Raw genomic sequence first — 16,424 nt, forward strand, 5'->3', positions numbered from 1 at the left:
GGGGCCGCCAGCGCACCCGCGCGGGCGCTCCCCCGCGCCACCGCCCCCGGTGCTGGGCGGGGGGGGGGGGGTGGGCGGCCCCCGCCCCCGGGGCGGGGGGGGGGCCCCCGGGGCGGGGCCCCGGCACCCCGCCGCTCAATCGCCGCGGGGGCTTGATGGGCCCGGGGTGCTTGATGGGCCCGGGGAGCTTGATGCGCGGGTGTCCCGTGGTTCCACGTAGGGCTCCGTGTCCTTCGGGAGGCCCGCGCTGATGGCTCGCTCCCGCGCGAGCTCCGCGTCGAATTCCAGGCCGAGCAGCAGCGCCAGGTTCGACAGCCACAGCCACACCAGGAAGATGATGGCGCCGGCCAGCGCGCCGTACGTCTTGTTGTACGAGCCGAACCCGGCCACGTACAGCGCGAAGCCGCCCGAGGCGAGCAGCCACAGCAACACGGCGAGGAGACTGCCGGGGCTCAGCCAACGGAGGCCGGGACCACGCACGTTGGGGGCGCGCCAGAACAGCAGCGCCACCATCAGGACCATCAGGGCGAGCAGTACGGGCCACTTCGCGACGTTCCACGTCATGAGCGCCGCGTCGCCCGCACCCAGCCGGCCGCCCGCACGCTTGGCCAGCGGGCCGGTGAACACGACGATGGTGGCGCTCGCCGCGAGCAGCACCATCAACGCGACGGTCAGCGCGAGCCGCAGCGGTGTGAGCTTCCACAGCGGCCGGCCCTCCTCCGTGTCGTAGACGGCGTTCGCGGTGCGGATGAACGCGCCGATGTAGCTGGAGGCCGTCCAGAGGGCGGCCAGCAGGCTCACCGCCGCGATCACCCCGCTGGAGCCGCCCCGGTCCTGCAACTGCCGCACGGCATCGTTCAACAAGTCCCGTACGGGGCCCGGCGTGAGGTGGCGCAGGCTGTCCAGGACGCCCTCCGTCGCCCGCTCGCCGATCACGCCGAGCAGCGACACGAGGACGAGCAGCGCGGGAAAGATCGAGAGGACGCCGTAGTACGTCAGCGCGGCCGCCCGGTCGGGCAGGTCGTCGTCGAAGGCCCCCTTGGCGGTGCGGCGCAGCACCGCCCACCAGGACCGGGCAGGGAGATCCGTCGGGTCCTTCGGGCCCGGCTCACTCGTCGCCATGGGCCTGTTCCTGCGCCTGCTTGTGGTGGGTCATGGCGCTCCCTCAACTCGGGCTGTAGGTCAGGGGGTTCAGATGTCGCGCTGCGCGAGCGACCGGGTGGCCGGGCCCTGTACGACCCGCCCGTCCGTGTCGAAGCGGGAGCCGTGGCAGGGGCACTCCCAGGCGCGTTCCGTCGCGTTGAACGCGACCAGGCAGCCCAGGTGGGTGCAGCGCGCGGACACGGCGTGCAACTTGCCGTCGGCGTCCCGGTAGACGGCCGCGCGCCTGCCCTCGGTGCGCAGCACCGCCCCGGAGTCCGGGGGCAGTTCGTCGGCGGATCCCGCGCCCGGGGGTCGCACCCGGTCGCCCACGAAGTGGTAGGCGACATCCGCCTGGTGTTTCAGGAAGCGGGGTGCGTCGCGCAGCACCGAGCGCACCCGGCGCGGATCGTAGAGGCCCGTCCACTCGGGCTCCTCGCGGCCGGTGATGAGCGCGGTGAGCAGCCGGCCGGCCATGATGCCGCCGCTCAGCCCCCAGCCGCCGAATCCCGTGGCGACGTACGTGTGCTTCGCCGCCGGGTGCAGCCGGCCCACGAGCGGTGTCGTGTCGCAGGGGAACGTGTCCTGAGTGGCCCACCCGTAGGCGGGCTCGATGCCGGGGAAGTGGTACTCGGCCCAGGTCACGAGGCGCTCCAGGCGCTGCGGGGTGCTCCCGGTGCCGGGGGTGAACTTCTCGCCGGTGACGATGAGCAGCCGCTGCCCGTCCTTGTAGGGCGCGGTGCGCACCGAGCGGGTGTTCTCCTCCGGCGTGATGTACATGCCGTCCGGGTCGCGCTCCGCGTCGATCGGCGCCGCCACCACCAGCTCCCTGCGGGGCGTGAGCCGGGCGAACAGCAGGGCCCGGTCGAAGATGGGGTAGTGCGTCGCGACGACCACGTCGCGCGCGGTCACCCGGGCCCCGGTCTCGGCCGTCACGTGGCAGGCGTGGTCCTCCTCCAGGCCGAACACTGACGTGTGCTCGTGCAGCAGCGCGCCGCGCGCCCGCAGGTCATCGGCGAGCCCGAGCAGGTATTTGCGCGGATGGAACTGGGCCTGCCCGGTGACGCGCACCGCCCCGGCGACGCGGAACGGAAGACCGGTCTCCGTCACGAACGACGCGGGAAGACCGGCGGCCCGCGCCGCCACGGCCTCGGCGCGCACCGCGGACAGATGCTGCCCATCGGTCGCATAGGTGTAGGCGTCACGGCGCTCCCACTCGCAGTCGATGCCGAGGAGTTCGGACACCTCGAAGGCGTGCTCCACGGCCTCGGACTGGGAGCGCGCGTACAAGCGGGTGGCCTCGGCGCCCCGCGTGCGCCGCAGCCGTTCATAGGTCAGCGTGTGCAGCGCGGACAGCTTGGCCGACGTGTGCCCGGTGACACCCTCGGCGATCCGGCCCGCCTCCAGGACCGCCACGCTCAGCCCGGCCCGCGTCAGCTCCCACGCGGTGCTCAGCCCGGCGATCCCCGCGCCGATCACCGCGACGTCCACGGTCACGTCCCGCTCGAGCGGCGGGAGATGCGGACCCGGCGCGGACTCGATCCAGTACGAACCATGCACGGATGCACTCTCGGTCATGGCGCACGAGTCCCCCTGAACGGGCTGCTCAAGCCTGGGATCCGGGTACCCGTCCGGTGTCCCTTACAAGGAGCTGCATGAAACCGCGAGGAGCTTCGATGACCGCGGATATGCGCCTGCGCGCGCTGACCATGAACGTTCTCGCCCCCGAGTACGCCGACGGCCCCGGGCGCCGCCGCGTCCTCGCCGCCGCGCTCGCCGACGCGGCCCCCGACGTGCTGGCCCTGCAAGAAGTGGTGCGGGACGACGTGCGACGGCTCGAGGCGGACGGCTGGCGGGTCGTGCCGCACCCGCGCAGCGGACCCGACGGCGTCGGCGCGGTGCTCGCCGTCCGCGCGCCGCTCGGCCGGGTGCGCACCGATCCGCTGCAGGTCACCGAGCGTACGGCGGGTACTCCGTGGTGCGGGGTGGCGGCCGCCGAGGTCGCGTACGAGGAGCCCCTCGGCGGCGTCCTCGTCGTTCACCACAAGCCCAGCTGGCCCTACGGCTTCGAAGCCGAGCGGGAGCGGCAGGCGCGGGCCGCCGCCCTCCTCGCGGAGCGGATGCTCGCCGAGGGGGCCGGGCGGCTGAGGCACGTGCTCGTCCTCGGTGACTTCGACGCGGGGCCCGACGCCGCGAGCCTGCGGTTCTGGCGCGGTCTGCAGTCCCTGGGCGGGACGAGCGTCTGCTACCAGGACGCGTGGGAGGCCTGTCACGGCACCGCGCCGGGACACACCTTCAGCCCGCACAATCCGCTGGTGCGCGCGGGGGACATGCCGCTGGAGCCGGGGCGCCGCATCGACCACGTGCTGGCGCGCTGCGGACCCCACGGGCCGACCCTGCGGGTCGAGGCGTGCGAGCGGTTCCTCGTCGAACCGGTCGACGGGGTCCAGGCCAGTGATCACTACGGGGTGTTGACCGACTTCGCGGTGCCGGAGCGGGAGTCCGGGGCCTGGGCGGAGTGATCCGTCGTGACGTGTGGCGGCTGCGGGCCCAGGTGCCGGTGGACTGCGCCCGGCTGGTGCGGGCCCGGCGGGCGCGCGGCTGATTTGGTTCCTCCGCTGGACCCGACAGGAGGCAGGTGGCATGAACAGGCCCGATATCCGGTACCCGGCTCCCATGGATCACACCGCCGCCCCCGTCCTGGAAGCCATCGACTCGTATCACGCGCACGGCAGGCTCGCCTTCACACCACCCGGCCACAAGCAGGCGCGCGGCGCCGACGAGCAGGCCAGGAGAGTGCTCGGCGACGCCTTCCACGCGGACGTCCTCGCCAGTGGCGGCCTCGACGACCGCCGGATGCGCGGCCGGGTCCTGCGGCGCGCCGAGGAGCTGATGGCCGACGCGGTCCACGCCGACCACACCTTCTTCACCACGTGCGGCAGCTCCCTGTCGGTCAAGGCCGCGATGCTGGCCGTCGCAGGTCCCCACGAGCGGCTGCTCATCGGGCGTGACGCGCACAAGTCCGTGGTGAGCGGGCTGATCCTGTGCGGCATCGACCCCGTGTGGGTCGAACCGCAGTGGGACGCCGAGCGGGGCCTCGCGCATCCGCCGTCCGCGCAGTCGTACGAGGAGGCCTTCGAGCGCCACCCGGACGTGCGCGGAGCGCTGATCACCAGCCCGACCCCGTACGGGACGTGCGCCGACCTGGAGCGGCTCGCCGAGGTCTGCCACGCGCGCGGCAGGCCGCTGATCGTCGACGAGGCGTGGGGCGCGCATCTGCCGTTCCACCCCGACCTGCCCAAGTGGGCCATGGACGCGGGCGCCGACGTGTGTGTCACCAGCATCCACAAGATGGGCAGCGGCCTGGAGCAGGGCTCGGTGTTCCATCTGCGCGGCGACCTCATCGACCCGGACACGCTCGCCTCACGCGCCGACCTGCTCGGCACCACCAGCCCCTCCGTCCTCATCTACGCGGGCCTCGACGGCTGGCGGCGCCAGATGCGGCTGCACGGCCGCGAGCTCCTGGGCGATGCCCTCGACCTCGCGGCGCAGGCGCGGCGGGCCATCGACGCGATCGACGGCATGCACGTGTACGGCCGCGACGCCCTCACGGGTCGCGGCCTCGCCCACGACCTCGATCCGCTGCCGATCCTCATCGACGTGGCGGACCTCGACACGAGCGGCTACCGCGTCGCCGACTGGCTGCGCTCCCACCGCGCCCTCGACGTGCACATCGCCGACCACCGCAGGGTCGGCGTCCAGCTCACCTTCGCGGACTCCCCGGCGACGCTTGCGGCCCTCCTCGACGGCCTGCGGGACGTCGCCGAACACCGCGCCGAACTGAGCGGCGCACCCACCGTCGCGGTGCCCAAACCCTCCGAACTCCGCTTGGAACAAGCCATGTTGCCGCGCGACGCGTACTTCGGCACGGTCGAGGACGTGCCGCTGGAACGGGCCGTGGGACGCATCGCGGCGGAGCTGGCCACCCCGTATCCGCCGGGCATCCCGACGGTGCTGCCGGGGGAGCGGCTGGGCGAGGAGGTGCTCACGTATCTGCGCACGGGCCTCACCGCGGGCATGAACGTACCCGACCCCGCGGACCCGGAACTGCGCACGATCCGGGTGGTGGTGGAGTCCGCCTGAAGCGCCCGCTACGGACTCCCGGCCGGCACCTCGCGCCGCGCCTCCGCCACCGGCGCCGGCCCGGGCTCGGTGTCGCGCCGCGAACTCCCGCCGTTGAACGCCAGGTTGAGGCCGAACGCCAGCAGTGTCGCGCTCGTCACCGGCGAGCCGAGGACGATGCCGACGCCGTCGGGGAAGCGTGAGTACAGGTCGGGTGCCACCTCGGGCGCCATGCCGACGCCGATCGACACCGCGACGATCAGCAGGTTGTGCGTGCCGTCGAAGTCGACCTTGCGCAGCGTGTTGATGCCGACCGCGGCGACCGTCGCGAACATCACGAGCCCCGCCGCGCCGACCACCGGCTGTGGCAACCCGGCGACCAGCGCGCCGAGTTTGGGAACCAGGCCGAGGACCACGAGGATGCCGCCGGCGATCGTCGCGACGTGCCGGCTGCGCACCTTCGTCATCGTCACCAGGCCGACGTTCTGCGCGAACACGGTGTCCAGGAACGCGTTCATGACGCCTCCCAGCACCCCGGAGAGCCCGTCGGCCGCGAGGCCGCGCGCCATGTCGGCCGTCGTCAGCTTCTTCCCCGTCAGCTCCGCGACCGCGATCAGATCGGCCGTCGACTCGGCGAACAGGACCAGCATCACCACGCACATCGACAGCACGGCGACCGCGGGGAACTCCGGAGCGCCGAAGTGGAAGGGGGCGCTGACCCCGATCCAGTCCGCCGTCCGCGCCGCCGAGAAGTCGACCAGGCCGAGGGGAACGGCGACCGCCGTCCCCGCCAACAGGCCGAGCAGAACGCCGGTTTGTGCGAGGAATCCCCGCCCGAACCGTGCCACCAGCAGGATCACGATGACGACGAACGCGGCGAGCGCGAGCCGCGAAGGCGCCGCGTGGTCGGCGGCCTTCGGATCGTTCCCGACGACCAGATTCACGCCCACGCCGATCAGCGCGAGCCCCACCACCGTGATCACCACGCCGCTCACCAGCGGCGGGAAGAAGCGGACCGCCTTCGCGAACGGGTAGGCGACCAGCAGTCCGAACACACCGGCCGCGAGCATCGACCCGTACACCGCCTGAAGGCCGTACTCCCCGGCGATCAGGATCATCGGCGTCACCGCGGTGAACGCCGCTCCCGCCATCACCGGCATCCGCACGCCGAGGATCCGGCCGACACCGGCGCCCTGGATCATCGTGACGACGCCCGCGACGAGCAGATCGGCGTTGATCAGGACGGCGATCGTCGCGGCGTCGAGACCGGCCGCGGCGCCGAACACCAGCGGCACGGTCACACACCCCGTGTACATCACGAGCACGTGCTGGAGCCCCAGCACCGCGAGCCGCCCGAAACCGGCCCGCTGTCCGTCCTTCGCAGGCATCGTCACGTCAACCACCTTGCCTATCGACTGAAGTTGGCAGCGATCCGCTGCTGGATGTAGTCGGCCGCGGTGATCGGCGGGTAGCGGCCCTCCGGGCCCTCGATCACCACGTCACGGTCGGCCTGCGCGAAGAACGCGATGCTGTGGCGGGCCGACCGGTCGTCGCCGGGGCCCGGTGCCTTGACCCGGTGGAAGTTGGACGGGAGCCGGTCGTCGCTCCACCGCATCAGCATGTCCCCGATGTTGCAGGTGATCACGGAGTCCGCCGGCTCGACGGGCGTCCACTCCTGCGCCTCGGCCTCCATGCCCGGACACACCTGAAGCCCGCCCTGCCCGTCCCGCTGGAACAGCAGCGTCAGACAGTCGAAGTCGGTGTGCGCCCCGGCCCGCCACACGTTCGCGGGGAGCACGGCGTCGTCGGGCACGGCGAAGTAGTGCAGCATCCGCAGCGTCGACTGGTACCGCGGGCTCGCCGGGTCGTGGGCGCGCGCGAAGAACCCCTCGGGCAGACCGAGGCGGTCCGCGAAGCAGGACAGCACGCGCATCGCCAACTCCCGGCAGCGCGCCTCGAATTCAAGTGTCCGCTCCCGGAAGCCGGGCAGTGCGTCGTCCGGCCACAGCCCTTCCATGTGCGGCCGGGTCAGCTGGTACGACTCCTTCTGGTCGGGCGTCCCGATCGACGGACGCACCTGGGTCATCGACTCCCAGCCGGAGTTGAGCCCCTTCTTCAGGCCGTTCCGCGCCTTGGTCTCCTCCGGCAGTGCGAAGAAGGCCTCGGCGTCGGCGAACGCGCCGTCCACGGCGGCGGGTTCGATGCCGTGGTTCACCAGCTGGAAGAAGCCGATGTCGGTGGCGGCGGCCCACAGCTCCTCGGTGATCTCCGCCTTGCGGTGCTCGAAGTCGGCGAGGTCGATGCGGCGGATCTCCCGGGCGGAGGTCTCCGTCCCGGCCCCGCCCATGCGGGTCTCTTTGGCCAACTCGTCGAGTGTGTACGTGGTGTTCGTCATGGCGGCTGTCGCTCCTCGGGCACGGAGTGGCGTACGGGATGCAGTCACCGCCCCTGCGACCCCCAGCGCGGGCGCTCAGAGGCCCGCGTGCACGGTCGCGCCGTACCCCTTCGTGGGGCCGGGCGCCGTGGGCTGGCGCGGGCCCCTGGGCGGGGCCCGCACGCGATGGGGTCAGCCTGCACGGTGTGTGTTACCGGTGGGGATCGCGGTGTTACGCAGCGGTAAAGCCGAGCCCGGCCGCCAACTCCCGCGACGGCAGCCGGACATGCTCCCCGTCGCGCACCAGGACCTCCCCGTCGATCAGGACGGCCGCCACGGTCCTGCTGCCCGCACACGTCAGCAGCGTCGCCCCCGGGTCGCGTACCGGAAGGCAGGCGTAGTCCCGGTCGAAGCGGTGCAGGACGAGGTCCGCCCGCATCCCGACCCGCACCCCGCCGTCCGGGTTCTCCTCGATCCCGAGCACCCGGTTCGCGCCGCCCGCCGCCATCGCGAACATCTCGGGGAACCCGAGCAGATCCGCCTTGCGGTGCGCTGCCCGCTGCAGGTACGCGCCGATGCGCAGCGCCTCCAGGATGTCCTGCGTGTCGTTGCTCGCGGCCCCGTCGACCCCGAGCCCGACACTCAGGCCGGCCTCCACCATCTCGGGCACCGGCGCGATCCCGCTGCCGAGCCGCATATTGCTCAGCGGGTTGTACGAGACACCGACGCCGTGCCGGGCGAGGGTGGCCCGCCCCTCGGCGCCGAGCTCCACACAGTGCACGGCGAGCAGCCGCTCCCACAGGAACCCGGCCCGCTCCAGGTACTCGACGGCGCCAACTCCCGTACGGTCACGGCACATCGAGTCGTCCGTGGTGGTCTCCAGCAGATGCAGCGAGACGGGCAGCCCGCGCTCCTCGGCGTACGCGCGCACGGCGCCCATGCCCTCCGGCGTCAGACACCGGGGGTTGGGCACGGCCACGCCGATGTCCACCCGGCTGCCGCGCGCCTGCGCGATCAGCTCGTCCGTGTGCGCCAGGGACTCCTTCAGCGGCTGCATCAGCCGCGGGTCGAAGCCCCACTTGCGGCTCCGGTCGGCCCGGTCGGCGACACCCCGGCACAGCACGGCCCGTACACCGCTGTCCTTGAGGGCCCGCAGCACCGCGTCGTGCACCTCGGGCGACGGATGCGGCCACATGTGCTCGACGAGTGTGGTGGTGCCGCTGCGCAACGCCTCGGCCGCGCCGGCCGCGGCGGTCGCGTAGGCCCGCTCGGGCGTGAGCAGCGCCGCCTCCTCGCCGACGGCGCTCAGCCACGCGAGCAGTCCGAGACCCTCACCGATGCCGCGCAGTCCGGCCTGGAAGAGGTGGGTGTGGGTGTTGACGAGGCCGGGCGTCAGGTGTCCGCCGCCGCCGTTCAACGTCTCGCCACTGCGGGGGAGTTCACCGTGCGGCACGAGCGCCGTGACCTGTCCGTCGGCGATGTGCACATCCATCCCGGGCAGCCAGCGGCCTCCGCTGTGGACGGTGACGTCCGTGATCGTCCGAAGTGTCATCGGGCAGGCTCCTTTTGGAGACGGGCCGCGCCCGTGTGGTGGAACAGCAGATTGAGCAGGAACGCCACGATCCCGGTGACGGCGATACCGCTGTCCAGGACGGTGCGTACGTACGAGGGGAGCGGCGCGTAGAAGTCCGGCGCGCCGAGCGGGATCATGCCGAGCGCGAAGGCGAGGGCGACGGTCAGCAGATTCCGCGGCTCGGTCAGATCGGCGCGCGCGAGGATGCGCAGCCCGACGGCGCCCACGGTCCCGAACATGACGAGCGACACCCCGCCGAGCACGGGCCCCGGCACGGCGGCGACGGCCGCCCCGAGCACGGGCACGAACGCGAGCACCACCATCAACACCCCGGACAGCGCCACCACATGACGGCTCTTCACACGCGTGACGCTCACCAGGCCCACCGACTGCCCGAACGTCACGATGGGGAAGGAGGCGAGCGCCCCCGACAGGACGGTGGCGGCCCCGTCCGCGCGCAGCGCCCGTACGACAGTGGGCGCGTCGTCGCCGCGGCCGATGATCTGGCCGACCGCGAGGGTGTCACCGACGGACTCCACCATGTTCACGAGCTGCACGACGAGCATCGCCGCGATGGCGGGCACCACGAACGTGGGCGCCCCGAAAGCGGTCGGATCGGGCGCCGTGACCACGCGCGCGTCCGCGACCCCCGACCCGTCGAACAACCCCAGCGGCAGCGCGGCCACGGTCCCCACGGCCATGGCGAGGAGCACCGAGAACCGGGCGAGCGCGGGCGGCGCGACGCGCTCCACGACCACCACGAGCAGCACCGTCCCTGCGGCCAGCGCGAGCCCGCGCCCACCGCCGGCGCCCGCCCCCTCCCCGGCGATCAGCCCGGCCGCCGAAGGTACGAGTGAGAACCCGATGACAGCGATGACCGTCCCGGTGACCAGCGGCGGAAACAGATGCAGACAGCGCCCGAACCACGGAGCGACGGCCAGCGTCACCAGGCCGGACACGACGGTCGCCCCGAACACGGCGGCGAGCCCGTGCTCCTGCCCGATGAGGATGGCGGGGGTGATCGCGGTGAACGTGGAGCCCATCACGATCGGCAACCGTGCCCCGAACCACTTCAGACCCAGCGACTGCAACACCGTGGCGACCCCGCTGACCAGCAGATTGGCGCTGATGAGCAGCCGGATCCGGTCCTCGGGCAGATGCAGCGCGGTCCCCACAAGGAGCGGCATCGTGGCCATGCCCGCGTACGCGACGAGCAGATGCTGCAGGCTCAGCGGCACGAGCCGCCGCCACGGCGGCCGTACGTCGACGGGGTGGGGTCCTTGGTGTGCGGGCGCGACGGCATGCTCGACAACAGCCATCGTTCCTCCTGACAACTCGGCGGAAGATGGCTGGTTAGCGTCCCGGCAGCCCCACACCCGGACACCCACCGGCCGTTGCAGCCATGACCGGTGTGGGGGCGACGGTAGGGAGACGGTGTTTCGGCGGCGTTGCGCTCAGGAAACCGCGACGTACCCGAACGGCAGGACCTAGGTACGCGTCCGTGCCCGGCCCTCGTCGGAGGGGGACGGCTCGGGTTTGAAGGCCCAGCGCATCTCGGGCTCCATGGCCCAGTGGAACAGCCATCGCACGGGGCTGGTGCACAGGGCGGTGATGACCGCCGCCGCGATCACGGTGACGGTGATCTCGCCGAGCGGAGTGTGCACCCAGTCGTGGTCGTACCAGCCCCAGAAGCGGGAGCCCTTCGCGAGGAAGCCGTGCAGCAGGTAGCCGTACAGGGTGCCCGCGCCGAGCGCCGTGCACCACAGCCTGCGTCCGGGCACCCAGGCGAAGAAGCAGGCCATGAGGATCACCGAGCAGCCGAAGAGGGCGAGTGTCATCACCACGCCCGTCCAGCCGGGAGCGCCCAGCTCCTGCGCGCTGTCGCGGCGGTAGAACCATGCGGCGGTCATCCGCGGCGAGGCCCAGTACGCGACGAGCAGCGCGCTCAGGAACACGGGCGCGGCGAGGACGCGGGCCCGGCGGCTCCGCACCAACTGGAAGTGTTCCGGTTTCAGGCAGAGACCGAGCACGAAGAACGGCAGGAACTGCAGCACCCGCTGGAGGTCCAGGTCGTCACCGATGTCGGGGGAGACGGCGGCGAGCACGGCGACCGCGAGGGCCAGCGGCAGCGGCCAGCGGATGATCTTCCAGAGCGGGGTGGTGAGCCGCCAGATGAAGAGCGCGATCAGGAACCAGGTCAGATACCAGGGGTCGAGCAGGCTGATCGGGTAGTCCGGGGCGTCGCCCACCGTGCGCTTGAAGAACGTGTACGCGAGCTCGAAGATCACGTACGGCACCAGTACGCCCGTGACCAGGCGCTTCATCCGCCGGGGGCTCGCGTCGAACGACCGCGAGAAGTAGCCGGAGATCACGATGAACGCCGGCATGTGGAACGTGTAGACGGTGAAGTACAGCGCCGAGGCCGCCCGGCTGTCCCCGCGCAGCGGCTCCCAGGCGTGCCCGAGCGCGACGAGGACGATGGCCAGGTACTTGGCGTTGTCGAAGTACGCGTCACGGCCGTCCGCCTTCATACGCCCTCCGTCCCGGCCGGTACCCGTCCCGATCACGCTTCCCGGCCCTTCACGATTGCGCAAGCGAAAGGGCTACGGAGGGTGCTGCTAGACGGGCAGCAGGCGGCCCACCAGGGCGCTCAGTTGGCGGGCGTTACGGCATTCGTGGAGGGGGACCACCTCCGCGTACGTGGAGGCCGCGGAGTCGCCCGTGTCCCATTGGGAGCGGGGTTCAGGGTTGAGCCAGTGGGTGCGGCGGGCGGCGCGGGTGATGCGGCGCAGGGCCGGAAGGTTCGGGTTCTGCTGGTTGTTGCGGGCGTCGCCGAGGATGAGGACCGTGGTGCGGGGGCCCACCGCGGACTCGTAGCGCTCCACGAACTCGCCGAGCGCCGTGCCGTAGTCGCTGCTGCCGTGCCAGCCGGTCAGCGTGGCCTCGGAGGCGATGCGGGCGCCGAGGCCCTCCGCGTCCGCCGCGCCGTGCGCGATGAGGTCGGTGACCTCGTCGGTCCGGTTGACGAAGGCGAAGACGCGGATCTTGCTGAACTGGTCGTGCAGGGCCTGGACCAGCAGCATCGTGAAGTTCGCGAAGCCGGCCACCGAGCCCGACACGTCGCAGAGCAGGACCAGCTCGGGGCGGGTCGGGCGGCGCTTGCGCAGGACCGGTTTCATGGGGACGCCGCCCGTCGACAGCGAGCCGCGCAGCGTGCGGCGCAGGTCGATGTGGCCGCGGGCCGCGCGGCGTCGGCGGGCCGCGAGTCGGGTGGCCAGCTTGCGGGCCAGGGGATGGACGGTGCGGCGCAGCTCGGCGAGCTGGGCCTTGTCCGCGTAGAGGAACAGGGTGCGGTCGGGTGTCTGCACCGGCATCCGGCGGGCCAGCTCGTCGCGGTCGCGGGCCTCCGCGACCCGGCGGCGGGCCTCGCCGCGCACCCCTTCGCGGAACTCCTCGATGCGACGGCGGATCTCGTCCGCCTCGATGCGGTCGGTGAACGCTCCGGACTGGCCGCTGCCGCCCGCGCGGATCGCGGACATGACGGGCGCGAGGAGTGTCTGCGGGCGCAGCCGGTCCAGCGTCTGCTGCGAAGACCAGCCGTTCTGGTCGTAGCCGCCGAGGGAGTCCACCGCCTCGGCCGCCAGGCGGGCAAGCGCGGCGCTGTCGTTCGCGGCCAGGGCCTCGGTGAGACGTTCGCGCAGGCTCTCCCGGTCGGTGGCGCCGCCCTGGCCGGGCGCGCCCACGGCGTGCGGGAAGTACACATCGAAGACCGGGTCGAAGACGGCGCGCTGGCCCTGGTCGTGCAGGAGCGCGGAGGCAAGTCCCTCGCGCAGGTGCTCCCGGCTGTCGAGGCCGAGCGCCGCCACCGCCTGCGCGGCGTCCACGCTCTCGCCCGTGCCGATCCGGATGCCGTGCGCGCGCAGCGCCCGCACGAGCGAGGTGACCCGGTCCGCGACCGAAAGGGCCGTGCTCACACCGCGTCCAGATCGAGCTTGGCGGCCGCCGTGTTCACGTCCTCCTGATGCTTGAGGACGACGCCGAGGGACGCCCGTACGACCTCCTCGTCCAGCCGGTCCGCGCCGAGCGCCAGCAGGGTGCGCGCCCAGTCCACCGTCTCCGCGACCGAGGGCAGCTTGCGCAGATCCATCGCGCGCAGCGCGCCCACGACCCGGACGAGGGACTCGGCGAGCACCGCGTCCAGCTCGGGCACCTTCAGGGCGAGGATGCGGCGCTCCAACTCCTCCTCGGGGAAGCCGATGTGGAGGAAGAGACAGCGGCGGCGCAGCGCCTCCGACAGTTCACGGCTCGCGTTGGAGGTGAGGACCACGAAGGGGCGCCGGGTGGCGGCGATCGTGCCCAGCTCCGGGACGGTCACCTGGAAGTCGGAGAGGACTTCGAGGAGCAGGCCCTCCACCTCCACGTCCGCCTTGTCCATCTCGTCGATGAGCAGGACCTTCGCGTCGTCCCCGCGGATCGACTCCAGCAGCGGGCGCGTGAGCAGGAACTCCTCGCTGAAGATGTCCGTGCGGGTCTGGTCCCACGTCTCGTCGCGGCCCGCCGTGATGCGCAGCAGCTGCTTGGCGTGGTTCCACTCGTAGAGCGCGCGGCTCTCGTCGACGCCCTCGTAGCACTGGAGGCGGATCAGGCGGGCGTCGCTGATCGCCGCGACGGCCTTCGCGAGCTCCGTCTTGCCGACGCCCGCCGGGCCCTCGACGAGGAGCGGCTTGCCGAGCCGGGCGGCCAGGAAGACGGTGGTCGCCACGGCGGGCGAGGCCAGATAGCCGGTCTCGGCAAGGCGCGTGGTGACTTCGTCCACGGAAGCGAACAACGGGGCCTCCTGCTCGGTGCGTTGTAGGACTCCAGGTGATCAGCCGGGAGCCCTGCCCACAATGGGCCCGCGCCGTTCATGGTGAACGTCACGTCCTGAGTCCTGTACCGAGACCCGCCTCATGTCCGTCCGTATCCTTGCGGTCATGAGGCGCACTTCCTTTGCCGACTGGCCCTGCTCCATCGCCCGCACCATGGACCTCCTGGGGGACTGGTGGACGCCGCTCGTGCTGCGCGAGGCGTTCTACGGCATCACCCGCTTCGACGTGTTCCAGCAGGAGCTCGGCATCGCCCGGACGACCCTCGCGGAGCGGCTGCGCCGGCTGGTCGATGCGGGGCTGATGGAGAAGCGCGCCTACGACACGGCGCCCGTGCGGCACGACTACGTGCTCACCGAGAAGGGCCGTGAATTCTTCGGCGTCCTCGCCGCCATGAACGCCTGGGGAAACCGCTGGCTGTCCGGCGAGGAGGGCGCACCCGTCGTTTTCACACACGACCGGTGCGGGCACGAGAGCGAGGCCGCGGTCGTCTGCGCGCACTGCGGCGAGCCGATGACCGCCGACGACACCCACGCGCGGATGGGCCCCGGCTATCCGGAGAAGCTCGCGCGGCGCCCGGACATCGCGGCGCGCTTCACCCGCTGAACCGGTCCCTTCGGTGGCCGGTTTACTCTTGACGCAGTGAGTCCATCTACGAAACTCTCGTGGTCACAGGCTGTTCTCCGGAGAGGTGGAGCACGATGGAGTGGACGGGCGCGCGCTACGCGGACACGCCGACCGTCGAGGTGCGGCGCACGATCGCGGCGCCTGCGGACCGGGTGTGGGAGCTGATCAGTGATGTCTCGCTGATGCCCCGGTTCAGCGCGGAACTGCAGTCGGCCGAGTGGCTGGACGAGAAGCGAGGTGTCGGCGCCCGCTTTGTGGGACGCAGTCGGCACGAGGCGTTCGGGGCGTGGGAGACCACCTCGTGTGTCGTCGAGTGCGCGCGGGGCCGGGTCTTCGCGTGGGCCGTGGGCGATCCCGAACAGCCCAGCGCGGTATGGCGGTTCAGCATCACGGAGAAGGAGGACGGGGGTACGGAACTGGCGCAGTGGGCGCGAATGGGCCCCGGCCGCTCCGGCCTCTCGTACGCCATCGACCGGATGCCGGAGAAGGAGCAGAAGATCGTTTACGGGCGGCTGCGGGAGTGGGAGCGGGGCATGAACGCGGCGCTCGACGGGTTGAAGGCCCTCGCCGAAGCCGATGCGGAAGGGGCCGATGCCTGATGCGTACGTCGACCACCATCGAGGCCTCCGGAGGGAACTGGCGGGAGACCGTCGACTTCGTCACCGAGGCCGAGAAACTGGGCCTGGACATCTGCTGGGTCGCCGAGGCGTGGGGTTCCGAAGCACCGTCCCCGCTCGGGTACTTGGCGGCGCGCACCGAGCGGATGCTGCTCGGCTCCGGCATCATCCAGCTCGCCACCCGTACTCCGGCGGCCATCGCGCGCGCCGCGATCACGCTGTCGAACATCTCCGAGGGCCGCTTCCTGCTGGGGCTCGGCCCGTCCGGGCCGCAGGTGATCGAGGGGCTGCACGGGGTGCCGTTCGCGCGCCCGCTGGCCCGGATGCGGGAGACCGTCGAGATCGTGCGGATGGCGGCGACCGGCGAGAAACTCGCCTACGAGGGGCGGGAGTTCACGCTGCCACTGCCCGGTGGTGACGCGAAGCCGATGCGCCTTTCGATGCGGGCGGAGCACGAACTCCCCATCTACCTGGCCACGTTGTCACCGAAGATGCTGCGGCTGACCGGGGAGGTCGCCGACGGGTGGCTCGGGACGAGCTTCGTGCCCGAGGGGGCGAAGGAGGCGTACTTCGACCACCTGGACGCGGGGCTCGCGGCGTCCGGCCGGACCAGGGCCGACCTCGACATCTGCCAGGGGGCCGAGGTGAACTTCGTCGAGGACGAGGAGGAGCTGGCCGCGGTGGTGGGCGGCCGCAAGAAGGAGCTCGCCTTCAGCCTCGGCGGCATGGGCTCCGCCTCGACCAATTTCTACAACCAGGCGTACAGCAGGCAGGGCTGGGCGGACGTCGCCGCGGCTGTCCGCGAACGGTGGCAGGCCGGAGACCGCGATGGGGCGGTCGCCCTGGTCACCGACGACATGGTCCTCGCCACGACGCTCATCGGTACGGAGCGCATGGTGCGGGAGCGGTTGGCCGTGTGGCGGGCGGCGGGGGTGGACACGGTCCGCCTGTACCCGGCGGGTGACACGGTGGACGCGCGCCTGGCGACACTGGGCCGAGCGATCGAGCTGGCCCGGGAAGCGGGTTGACGCCCCCGTAGCGAGCGCGCGGCACCGGGGCGCCGCCTTGCCCACCCTGCCGCCCAAGGCGGCAGATTGCCCAAGGCG

14 protein-coding genes are annotated in these 16,424 nt (G+C 72.1%); 5 read left to right on the top strand and 9 right to left on the bottom strand.

Going from position 1 to position 16,424, the window contains the following annotated elements; translation table 11 throughout:
* Positions 1 to 135: 135 nt before the first annotated feature.
* On the bottom strand, positions 136 to 1,122 hold the full coding sequence (locus tag ACIRHA_RS01340) for a YihY/virulence factor BrkB family protein (RefSeq protein ID WP_403838571.1): 987 nt from the start codon (positions 1,120 to 1,122) through the stop codon (positions 136 to 138).
* Positions 1,123 to 1,191: 69 nt separating this feature from the next.
* Positions 1,192 to 2,718, bottom strand: a complete 1,527-nt coding sequence (locus ACIRHA_RS01345; protein ID WP_403838573.1) for an FAD-dependent oxidoreductase — start codon at positions 2,716 to 2,718, stop codon at positions 1,192 to 1,194.
* Between the two features lie 98 nt (positions 2,719 to 2,816).
* Between ACIRHA_RS01345 and ACIRHA_RS01350 the strand changes: the two genes are divergently transcribed.
* On the top strand, positions 2,817 to 3,662 hold the full coding sequence (locus ACIRHA_RS01350; protein WP_403838575.1) for an endonuclease/exonuclease/phosphatase family protein: 846 nt from the start codon (positions 2,817 to 2,819) through the stop codon (positions 3,660 to 3,662).
* A 121-nt stretch (positions 3,663 to 3,783) separates the two neighbouring features.
* Positions 3,784 to 5,283 (top strand): aminotransferase class I/II-fold pyridoxal phosphate-dependent enzyme, encoded by a 1,500-nt coding sequence (locus ACIRHA_RS01355; protein ID WP_403838577.1) that lies wholly within the window; start codon positions 3,784 to 3,786, stop codon positions 5,281 to 5,283.
* Between the two features lie 8 nt (positions 5,284 to 5,291).
* On the opposite strand, the gene ACIRHA_RS01360 is transcribed toward ACIRHA_RS01355, so the two are convergent.
* From ACIRHA_RS01360 to ACIRHA_RS01390, 7 genes are all read right to left on the bottom strand, one after another.
* Positions 5,292 to 6,650, bottom strand: coding sequence for a nucleobase:cation symporter-2 family protein (locus tag ACIRHA_RS01360; protein ID WP_403842041.1), 1,359 nt, complete (start codon positions 6,648 to 6,650; stop codon positions 5,292 to 5,294).
* A gap of 20 nt (positions 6,651 to 6,670) precedes the next feature.
* Positions 6,671 to 7,657: an isopenicillin N synthase family dioxygenase gene (locus ACIRHA_RS01365; RefSeq protein ID WP_403838579.1), complete on the bottom strand. Its 987-nt coding sequence runs from the start codon at positions 7,655 to 7,657 to the stop codon at positions 6,671 to 6,673.
* 211 nt (positions 7,658 to 7,868) lie between these two features.
* Positions 7,869 to 9,188 (bottom strand): amidohydrolase family protein, encoded by a 1,320-nt coding sequence (locus ACIRHA_RS01370; protein ID WP_403838581.1) that lies wholly within the window; start codon positions 9,186 to 9,188, stop codon positions 7,869 to 7,871.
* Positions 9,185 to 10,528, bottom strand: a complete 1,344-nt coding sequence (locus ACIRHA_RS01375; RefSeq protein WP_403838583.1) for a uracil-xanthine permease family protein — start codon at positions 10,526 to 10,528, stop codon at positions 9,185 to 9,187. The genes ACIRHA_RS01370 and ACIRHA_RS01375 overlap by 4 nt, the downstream gene beginning before the upstream one ends.
* Positions 10,529 to 10,696: 168 nt before the next feature.
* Entirely contained in the window at positions 10,697 to 11,776 is a 1,080-nt protein-coding gene (locus ACIRHA_RS01380) for an acyltransferase family protein (RefSeq protein ID WP_403838585.1), read from the bottom strand.
* 51 nt (positions 11,777 to 11,827) lie between these two features.
* Positions 11,828 to 13,183, bottom strand: coding sequence for a VWA domain-containing protein (locus ACIRHA_RS01385; RefSeq protein WP_403838587.1), 1,356 nt, complete (start codon positions 13,181 to 13,183; stop codon positions 11,828 to 11,830).
* Positions 13,180 to 14,037: an AAA family ATPase gene (locus ACIRHA_RS01390; protein ID WP_403838589.1), complete on the bottom strand. Its 858-nt coding sequence runs from the start codon at positions 14,035 to 14,037 to the stop codon at positions 13,180 to 13,182. The genes ACIRHA_RS01385 and ACIRHA_RS01390 overlap by 4 nt, the downstream gene beginning before the upstream one ends.
* Before the next feature lie 145 nt (positions 14,038 to 14,182).
* Here ACIRHA_RS01390 and ACIRHA_RS01395 point away from each other — a divergent pair, with 145 nt between their 5' ends.
* The 3 genes from ACIRHA_RS01395 (at position 14,183) to ACIRHA_RS01405 (ending at position 16,346) form a co-directional block, all read left to right on the top strand.
* Positions 14,183 to 14,680: a winged helix-turn-helix transcriptional regulator gene (locus ACIRHA_RS01395; protein ID WP_403838591.1), complete on the top strand. Its 498-nt coding sequence runs from the start codon at positions 14,183 to 14,185 to the stop codon at positions 14,678 to 14,680.
* Between the two features lie 95 nt (positions 14,681 to 14,775).
* Positions 14,776 to 15,300, top strand: coding sequence for an SRPBCC family protein (locus ACIRHA_RS01400; RefSeq protein WP_403838593.1), 525 nt, complete (start codon positions 14,776 to 14,778; stop codon positions 15,298 to 15,300).
* The gene (locus ACIRHA_RS01405) at positions 15,300 to 16,346 is read left to right on the top strand and encodes an LLM class flavin-dependent oxidoreductase (RefSeq protein ID WP_403838595.1); all 1,047 of its coding nucleotides are present in this window, start codon (positions 15,300 to 15,302) and stop codon (positions 16,344 to 16,346) included. Before ACIRHA_RS01400 ends, ACIRHA_RS01405 begins: the two co-directional genes overlap by 1 nt.
* Positions 16,347 to 16,424 lie beyond the last annotated feature (78 nt).

The organism is Streptomyces sp. NPDC102360, assembly GCF_044766085.1.
GTDB lineage: Bacteria > Actinomycetota > Actinomycetes > Streptomycetales > Streptomycetaceae > Streptomyces.